General features: G+C 63.2%; 7 protein-coding genes and 1 pseudogene. 5 read left to right on the forward strand and 3 right to left on the reverse strand.

Features of this window, described 5'->3' with window-relative positions; genetic code table 11:
- Nucleotides 1-137 precede the first annotated feature (137 nt).
- The gene (locus N1F91_RS03350; RefSeq protein WP_289990318.1) at nucleotides 138-1,475 is read left to right on the forward strand and encodes a ParB N-terminal domain-containing protein; all 1,338 of its coding nucleotides are present in this window, start codon (nucleotides 138-140) and stop codon (nucleotides 1,473-1,475) included.
- A 96-nt stretch (nucleotides 1,476-1,571) separates the two neighbouring features.
- Here N1F91_RS03350 and N1F91_RS03355 read toward each other — a convergent pair whose 3' ends face one another.
- Nucleotides 1,572-2,144 (reverse strand): DUF3489 domain-containing protein, encoded by a 573-nt coding sequence (locus N1F91_RS03355; protein WP_289990319.1) that lies wholly within the window; start codon nucleotides 2,142-2,144, stop codon nucleotides 1,572-1,574.
- 523 nt (nucleotides 2,145-2,667) lie between these two features.
- On the opposite strand from N1F91_RS03355, the gene N1F91_RS03360 reads away from it, so the two are divergent.
- From N1F91_RS03360 to N1F91_RS03365, 4 genes are all read left to right on the forward strand, one after another.
- Nucleotides 2,668-6,036: a caspase family protein gene (locus tag N1F91_RS03360; RefSeq protein ID WP_289990320.1), complete on the forward strand. Its 3,369-nt coding sequence runs from the start codon at nucleotides 2,668-2,670 to the stop codon at nucleotides 6,034-6,036.
- A 96-nt stretch (nucleotides 6,037-6,132) separates the two neighbouring features.
- Nucleotides 6,133-6,438 (forward strand): SH3 domain-containing protein, encoded by a 306-nt coding sequence (locus N1F91_RS31095; RefSeq protein ID WP_354670517.1) that lies wholly within the window; start codon nucleotides 6,133-6,135, stop codon nucleotides 6,436-6,438.
- Between the two features lie 2 nt (nucleotides 6,439-6,440).
- On the forward strand, nucleotides 6,441-6,647 hold the full coding sequence (locus N1F91_RS31100) for a hypothetical protein (protein WP_354670520.1): 207 nt from the start codon (nucleotides 6,441-6,443) through the stop codon (nucleotides 6,645-6,647).
- A gap of 158 nt (nucleotides 6,648-6,805) precedes the next feature.
- Complete coding sequence (locus tag N1F91_RS03365) at nucleotides 6,806-7,099, forward strand: hypothetical protein (protein ID WP_289990321.1); 294 nt, start codon at nucleotides 6,806-6,808, stop codon at nucleotides 7,097-7,099.
- Here the strand turns inward: N1F91_RS03365 and N1F91_RS03370 are convergent.
- Complete coding sequence (locus N1F91_RS03370) at nucleotides 7,093-8,334, reverse strand: glycosyltransferase (RefSeq protein WP_289990322.1); 1,242 nt, start codon at nucleotides 8,332-8,334, stop codon at nucleotides 7,093-7,095. The genes N1F91_RS03365 and N1F91_RS03370 overlap by 7 nt on opposite strands.
- 305 nt (nucleotides 8,335-8,639) lie before the next feature.
- Nucleotides 8,640-8,801, reverse strand: a pseudogene (locus N1F91_RS03375) (IS256 family transposase); the annotation flags it as partial.
- Between the last annotated feature and the right edge of the window lie 142 nt (nucleotides 8,802-8,943).

The following is an 8,943-nucleotide window of genomic DNA, read 5'->3' on the forward strand; positions in this document are numbered from 1 at the left end:
AATCATTGAAGCCGACCCCCGATTTCGTGGGTTTCAACCGCGTGTTCGCCGACCGCGTTTCCGCGCCCGTCCGTTTTGATTTCGAGCCGGCTTAACCCACTCGTCGTTGCTTCAGCTGGACTTCTCGGAGAGCCTCCATGATCGTCACCAACATGCCGGTCGAGCGGCTGATCCCCTATGCGCGCAATCCCCGCAACAACACCGCGGCGATCGATGCGGTGAAGGCCTCGATCGCCGAGTTCGGATTTCGCCAGCCCATCGTCGTTGACGAGAAGATGGTGGTGATCGTCGGTCACACCAGGCTTGAAGCCGCCAAGGCGCTCGGGCTTGCGACGGTGCCGGTCCATGTCGCGGAAGGCCTGACGCCAGCACAGGCCCGCGCCTACCGGCTGATGGACAATCGCTCCCACGAAAACGCCGAATGGGACGATGAACTGCTGAAGCTCGAATTCGGTGACCTGAAGCTCGATGGCTTCGATCTCGACCTGACCGGCTTTGACTCCGACCAGCTGTCGCAGCTCCTAGCCGACGTGCCGAGCGAGGGTCTGACCGACGAGAACGATGTTCCCGAGGCGCCTGCCAGGGCGGTGACGCGCCGTGGCGATCTGTGGATCCTCGGCAACCACCGCCTGCTGTGCGGCGACTCCACCAGCTCCGACGACGTCACGCGTCTGATGAACGGCGAACGCGCGGCGCTGTTTGCGACCGATCCGCCCTATCTCGTCGACTACGACGGCACCAACCATCCCACGAAGAAAAACGCCTCGGCGCGGGCCCGGAAGATCGCCAACAAGAATTGGTCCGAGGAGTACATCGAGCAGAAGCACTGGGACGACTCCTCCCAGGGGCCGCAGTTCTACGAGGCCTTCATGCAGGTGGCCATCGACTGCGCCATCGCGGAGGATGCGGCCTGGTATTGCTGGCATGCCTCGCGCCGCCAGGCGATGCTGGAGGCGTGCTGGACGAAGTTCGACGTGCTGCATCACCAGCAGATCATCTGGGCCAAGAGCCGGCCGGTGCTGACGCGTTCGATCATGCTGTGGGCGCACGAACCCTGCCTGTTTGGCTGGCGCTCGGGCCACAAGCCGCATATCAACCGCGAGGGTTTCGAGAACTGGCCGACCACGGTCTGGAGCATTCCCTCGAGCGAGATCGAGACCCGGGAGCACCCGACATCGAAACCGATCAAGGTATTCACGCTGCCGATGGAGCTGCACACGGTGCCGGGCGAGATCTGCTACGAGCCGTTCTCGGGCTCCGGCTCACAGCACATCGCCGGCGAGAAGACCGGCCGCCGCGTCTATGGGCTGGAACTGTCCGAGACTTTCTGCGACGTGATCATCAATCGCTGGCAGGCGTTCTCGGGCAAGGCGGCGATCCTGGATGGCGACGGCCGGAGCTTCGACGAGGTTTCGCGCGAGCGGGTTGGCGACGATGCCGGCGACGGGAAAGCGGCCGAGCAGGATGCTGCTTGATGCAGATGCGGGGTGGCCTGGGTGCGGAGCGCCGGATGAGCGACCGCCGCCCCTGAAGGACGGCGGCTCCAAGGATCGTTCACGTGTCGGGTCGTGTTAGGCGGGCGGCAAGTGATACGTCCGACCGCGTCCCTCTACCTTCTCCGAGGTAACCTCAAGCCCAAGCTTCTTCTTCAGCGCTCCGGAGAGAAAGCCCCTGATCGTGTGTGACGCCCAGTTGGTTGCTACGGCGATCTCGTCGATGGTGGCGCCCTGCGGTGCTCGTAGCATTGCGATAACGGCTTCCTGCTTGGTGCCCTGGCGCATCGTGCGCGCCTTGGGCGCGGGATCGGCCGCAGTGGCGGTATCGGGCGGGGACACCTCGTTCTGCGCGCCCGTGGCGCCCTCTGGCCCGGTGTCGGCGTCCTCCGGCTCGACGCCGATGGCGGCAAGCCCTGCGTCGGTCGCGACCAGCGTGATGTCGTGGCCATCGTCGCTCTCGCGCCAGACGGGCTCGCCCTTGCGGACGTCGGCGGGAACCTCTTCGAGGAGGCCCTTGGCGATCATGGCGCCGACCACCTTGGCGGCGGCGCCGCCACGCAGGCTGTCGGGGAGAGGCAAAGCAATGCGGTTGTCGCGCTGCGCGGCAGCGCTCAGGATCAGGGCCTGAGTGTCGGAAAGCTTGGTCATCGTCGTCTCCGTAGTCGGGCGCGCGGGATGCGGGCCCTCCTACGAGGTCGAGCCCGTCGCTCTGCGGGCCGGATGCGGAGGCGCTGCTTTATGTGCTCGCCGCCTGATCGCATACAGGCTCTGTTTCGGCTGGAAGCCAAGGCGATAAGTGCATCGGATCATGGGTTTGCTGATTCCTTTCAGCGTTCGGAGGCTTCATGGCCGAGCCATCCGGTCTGATCCCGGTCGGGCAGGCGGCCCGGCTGCGGAGAACCGCAAGAATGCACCGTGCTGAGCACTCGCCGCCGAAGGATGCCTCCACATGCACTCTTGAAGCGGAAGTAGGTCCGATTGACTACCGTCATTCACCAATGCCTGAAACTTGTGTCGGTCGACTGTGACGGTTGATCCAGACGAAGACCGAAAGGCGTCGCCTTGATATCGCCATGCATCACGATAACCTGCGATCGGGTTACATTGGGGAATGCTGGGCATGTGGAATCGTTTGATGAATGTATTCGGAGTCCGTCACGCGAAGGTCAGCATGGCGGGCATTCTGACTGTGTTCATTGTTATCACCCAGTCCTTCGCCCAGGACGCGCAACCGCTGAAGGGCGTCGCACTCGTGATCGGAAATGGACAGTACGAGCATCTGCCGCCGCTCGCCAACCCGGTTAACGACGCCCGCGCCGTCGAGGCCCTTCTGGACGATCTCGGATTCGAGACCACCATCGTTTCCGACCGTGATGCCCGCCGCCTCAACCGAGATCTCGGCATCTTTCTTGAAGATGCAGAAGGTGCGGACGTCGCTGTCGTCTACTATGCGGGCCATGGCATCGAGGCGGGTGGCGAGAATTTCCTCGTTCCCGTCAACGCGAACCAGTCCGCGCTCGAAGCGGCAAGTGAGACCCTTGTTCCGGTCTCGGCCTTCATCGAGCGGCTTCAAACGGTGGTGCCGGTTGCCATCGTGATGCTCGACGCCTGCCGCGACAATCCCTTTCCTCCCGGCGCGGTGATACGTCTGGATCCGGGGGCGGAACCGGTTGCGATCGGAGCCGGCGGGCTCAACGCGACGCGCGGCGCGAGGCCGCTTTCGACCACGATGATGTCTGCCACCGAAAACGTTGGCACTGTCATATCATTCGCCGCGGAGCCAGGCCGGGTCGCGCTGGATGGAGCAGCTGGCGGCAACAGTCCCTACGCCGCTGCCCTGCTGCGCCACTTCGGTGCGATGGTGGGTGACGAGTTCGGCGTGGTGATGCGTATGGTCGCCGAAGAGGTATATCTCAAGACCTCCGGCCGACAGCGGCCATGGGTCAATGAAAGCCTGCGCCGTCTTCTCTACTTTGGAGTATCGCCGCAGATGGAAGCGGGCGACGAGGGCGAACTGCTGAAGGAGCGGAGGCAACTCCTGCTCACCATCGCCGACTTGCCTCCGGCGGGGCGCCGACTGGTCGAGAATGTCGCAACGCTCGACGGCGTTCCACTCGACGCGCTTTACGCCATGCTGAAGACGTTGGGTCAGGAGGTTCCCGAAGACGCCGAGGAGTTCGACCGCCTCCTGCGCGACCAGGCTGAGCGAATTCGGCGGATCCTTGCCAACCGCGACATGCTCGAAAGTTCCGATCCAGAGATCGCGCGGCTCGTCGAACTGGCGGACCGGGCCCTGGACGAGGGGGCGCTCAGGACAGCTGTCCGCGTGTACGACGAGGCCAAGGCGCGGGCCGAAGAGATCAGCAGCGTTCTGGATGATGTCGAGGAGAACCTTCGCCAGCGGCGGATCGAAACCGCTATGGTGTTTGCGCGAAGCGGTGGCGCCCGTGAGCTCGCGCTCGATCATCGCGGTGCAGCTACGGATTACGCGCGCGCCTTCCGTGAGGCTCGTCAATGGGACCCCGACGCGGCATGGGGCTACAAGATCGCCGAAGCGAACGCGCTGGTGAGCCTGGGCGATCGCACGGGCGACATAGAACGGTTGAACGAAGCGCTACATGCGGTCCAGGAAGCAGTGGAGCTTGCCGAGACGCTTGGAGATTCCGTGAAGCTGTCGGCATCGAACAAGGTCCGCGGCGATGCGCTCACGGTCCTTGGACGGTTGGACTACGGCACCGGATCGCTTGAGAACGCGATCGACGCCTACCGCATGGCGATCTCCCAGTACCCAGCCGGCTCCAGGGGACCGGAGTGGGCCCACCTTCAACAAGCGCTTGGCGTTGCCTATCTGCTGCTCGGCGAGAGGGAAAGCGGCTATGAACGCATATTCGAAGCGGAACGGGCCTTCCGTAGCGTAGCCGAGTTCTGGGAGGCCAGCGGTTCGCCATATGAACTGGCCCTGGCGAAGGTGGAGATCGGCCGCACCTATCTTGCTCGACTGGATGATTCCGCCCACCGTTTCGAGACGACCCAGTTCTATAGGCTCGGGCTTCAGGAATGGTCGGGCGAGAACGTCACCTTCATCGACCTCGACAGCACGATCAGTGATTTCGAGTTCTATCGGTTGGATCATATTTTCGGTGAGGATTCCTATCGCGAGAATGCCGGCTATGCCGCCTCGCTGTTCCGGGAAGCCCGGACTGCACTGGCCGACGATCGGTACTCGGTCCGGTTGGCGAGTATCGCCACCGACCTGGCCCAGGCCCTCGTCCATGAGGCGACGTCGGAACTCTATGCCAGCCTGGCATGGCAGATGTCGAACGAAGGAGATTTCTTCCTTCCTCGCAGCCTGCGTGAGGATCAGCGTGCAGATACCATTAGCGCTTTGGACCAGATCGAAAGCGCGATAGCGCTGATTGAGGACCTGGCGAACGACGAATTGCGTGCGATTGCCCCCCTTCAATGGGCGCGGGCCCGGCTGACTATGGCGGATGGTCACAGAATTCTTGGCTTCTTCGCAGGTGATCCGGCTCAGCTTCGTGAGGCGGAGCGCCTGTATCGCGACGCGCTGGTTGAAATGACTCCGCAACGTTCCTCGCTCGAATGGTCGCTTGCAACGGCCAGCCTCGCGGACGCTCTCTTGCACCTCGGCGCGGCCGAAAGGAGCCTGTCGTTGACCGAGCAGGCGGTCGAGACCTACCGGCTTGCCATTGGCCGGCTGGATCGCCGCAGCACCCCGATGGAGTGGGCGTCCATCCATACCCGTATGGCAGGAGCCTTGTTTCTGAAGGGCATCAGGCATGCCAATGCTGAAACGGGCCCGTCGGTCGAGTTTCTCAACAATCCGGCTTTGGTCGAAGCCCGCGAGGCAGTGCTGACCGCTTTCGAAACATATCGCGACACAGGACATTCCCACTACGCACGCTACTTCGACGCTGTGCTCGAAGAGGTTATGCTTCCCTTCTTCGTTCCAAGCTCCGAGCCGCCTTTGGCGCCCATCTCCACGGCCACCACCGGTAGGCTCGATCTCGAGCCATTCCTGGGCTCGGTTGCCACGCTGCAGTGGAACGGCGAACCGACTTCTGCGCCCGAACCATTCGATGTGGTCTTCACGACCAGACTGCGTGGAGAAGACGCGGTGCCTACGCTGCACGACCCTCACTTCCTGCCGGCCGACGGTCATCTCTACGGGCATTTCGACGTGGAGTTCAGCTTCTGGGTCAGCGGCTCGGCGGGCACGTTTGGCACGAAGGATCAGTGTTACTGGCGCGATGGCAAGATCCTGGCGGTCTGTGGGCAATATGGCCTGTTCGCGACACGCTCTGCGGACGGAGCATTGACCAGCCTCTCGCTGATCGCCGGCGGTGCGTCGAGTCGCGAGACGTGGACCGTCTCCGGTTTCTCCCTGGAACTCGGAGATTACGTCGACCTCGAGTTGCGAGGCGTGACGGATGATCACGTACGGATCCCGATAGCTATCGAAGGGCTCGACATGGCACCCGCCGGGCCTGTGGATATTGGCTCATCGCTCCCTCAGTAGGCCCACCTTGCAACGACCACTGCTGAACGCAACCAGACCTGCGATAACGATCCCAATTGCTCAGGGGAGGCCGATGCGGCCGTCATCGCCCGAGCGTTGCCGGTTCCGCAGTCTCAATGCACCGGCCGTAAGGGAGCGTTCGCCGTTACCGGCGTCGCGGCGGATGACAGGCTGAACATCAGATCATCGCCGCATGGCGATGCGCCGGTGACGGGAAAGATTCCTGCGAACGGCTCCGGCATTCACGTTTACGAATGCCGCAAGGTTTCCGGCTATACGCGCGAATGGTGCCGGATGGAATGGAATTGCACCGAAGGGTGGGTGTATTCCCGTTACATCTCTGAGCCGGCGGCTACCGCCTCATCCTATCGCGTCGCTGACGTGGAGAACTGGGAGTCTTGAACATGCGCTCGGCGCCGACGGCCCAGGCTAGCATCTTGGCAGAGATTCCATCGAACGGGACCGACATCGAACTGCATTCCTGCGTGGTCACGTCCGGTCAGGGAAACCGCTGGTGTGAGGTTTCCTGGCGCGGCATTCGCGGCTGGACTTCCCCGCTACTTGGCGGAGGGAAGCACAGGCGCGCGTCCGTGATGCGCCTGCCGAGGTGAACTGATCAGTTTCGACCAGACACCCGCCATAGGCAACGAAGCCCAAAACAGGCTTGAGGATTGGCTTATGTCCGAGGACTCCGTGGCGGGGGCGCGGGGGATACTGCTGTTCGGTGTGGTCGCCAGTTTTCTGATCGCTCCCAACGTTCGGAGGCATCATGGCCGAGCCATCCGGTCTGATCCCGGTCGGGCAAGCGGCCCGGCTCCTGATGATCTCGGAGGAGCGCATCCGCCAGCTGGTCAAGCAGGGCTATGTGCCGAGGTCCGAGAAGCGCGGCAATCTCCAGCTCGTCGGCTCCGTCCCGGGTTATCTGCGTTACTTGAAGGACGATGAACGCCGATCGGCCAAGTCGGCCGCCGACAGTCGGGTGCGCGATGCCGGGCGCTCGAGATCGAGCTTCGGATCGCCGAGCCTATCACGTCCGAAAGCCCACGATCGCAGGCTTCAATAGGAGGCGGCTTTGCGCAGGTCCGAAGCCGCCAAGATCTCGTCGCGGCGGTCGAAGAGGATTTCCGTCAGGGCGCAGATGCGGTTGAGGCCGTCCATGTCGGGACGCGCGACTGCGGCGGAAGGTTTCGGGCGCTTGAGCACGGCATTGATGGCGGCGAGGAACCGGCGCGGGTTCTTGGCCATCTCGATGTCGATGACGTCGACCCAGCCGAACTCGGCCGCCCGATTGGCGCGGATCGTCTGTTCGCGGCGCGGTGCGGTCCGCGGCACGAAAAGCGCGCGCTTGTCGAAGGAGATCACCTCGCAGAAGGTGTTGTAGCCGCACATGCCGACGACGGCGCTGGCATTGGCGACGATCGCCTCGAGATTGGCGTCGAAATCGATGATGCGGACGTTAGACAGGCTGCTCGCGCGCGCGGCGATCTCGGACCGCTCACAGTCGGTCATGAAGGGGCCGAGCACGATCAGGAATTCGCGGTCCGGAGTCCGGTCCTGACGCGCGGCGCTCAGCGCGGCGGCCATGAGTTCGTAACCGTCGCCGCCGCCACCGGCGGTCACCAGAACGTAGTCTCGGCCGTATTTCTCCGACGCATCCTCGTCGACCGTGGTGCGCGGCAGGAAGCCCGTGTAGCGGGTCTGCGACAGGATGGCTTCAGAAAGGTCGATCCCCGCGAGCGGATTGTAGAAGCTGCCCGGCCCATAGATCCAGATTTCGTCGTAGAGGGTCAGGTGCTCGACGATGTGCTTGCGCTGCCATTCCTCCCGCAGGAGTTCGGGTGCGTCGAGCACGTCGCGGAGCCCAAGCACCGTGATGGCGCCTTGTGCCTTGGCCCATTTCAGGGTCGAAAGCATCTCGCGGGCAAGCCCGAGGGGCTCCTTGTCGACGATGATCATGTCGGGACGGATACGCTTGGCGGCCGCGCGGATGACCGCCTCGCGCGCGGTGACTGTCTGCTCGAACGTCAATTCGCCGCTGCCCGAGGCATAGGTTCCGTTGTAAAGTTTGTTGGCTGGCGGTATCTGGATGTAGTCGACGCGATCCTCGAAGGGAAATGCGCCAACCACCGGAGAGCCAGAGACGATCGACACGCGAACGCCGGGAAAATGCGAAACGAGCGCATGCGCTATCGTGCGGCTACGCCGCAGATGCCCAAGTCCGAACGTGTCGTGGCTGTACAAGAGTACAGAGAAATTGAAGACCGGGTCCATGCGCGCCTGGTTACGTTCGGCAAACACTTCGTTGCCTCGGTGTCAGACAAGGACCACAGAGGCACCGTGTGCACCCAGGTCCTCGCCTCCTCCGAGACGGGACAGCCATTCACGGTTCCCTCGGTCCGTCGCACTCACGATGGGCGGGCCAGCGACCAACAGCAGACCGAACATTCACGCTCGGCGCGCCGAAATCAAGCTCCAAAGCGGGTACCTGACGACGGACCTTACTGAGCCGCCTACCGGTTGGCGCGTTGGTGCAGCAGCTGCGCGCCTTCGACCAGGAGATCGCGGTCGAGGAGCTACGGCTGAATCTGGGTGACGCGGCCTGATCACGCGGCGCGGTTTGCGTTGTCGGTTTGGGCGACACCGTCGGTGAATGTGACGCCTTCGATGACCATTGGCAACTGGTTCGCGCCCTTCAGGCGTCGCCAGGTCCTTGCGGCGGCCTGAACGAGCTTGAACACCATGAGCTTCGCGGTCTTCTGCGACACGAGTGATCGGGGCCGATCCTCTTGCGCCTTGCAACTCCGTCACCGTCGTCCAGCCGGATGGCGTCGGGCGATCGATGAGCTATAAGCGCTGGCGATGAAAAGCAGGGTGTCGTGATGCCGAGACGCGTACTGGCTGGGCTCG

The organism is Aquibium sp. ELW1220 (genome assembly GCF_030398385.1).
Taxonomy (GTDB): Bacteria; Pseudomonadota; Alphaproteobacteria; order Rhizobiales; family Rhizobiaceae; genus Aquibium.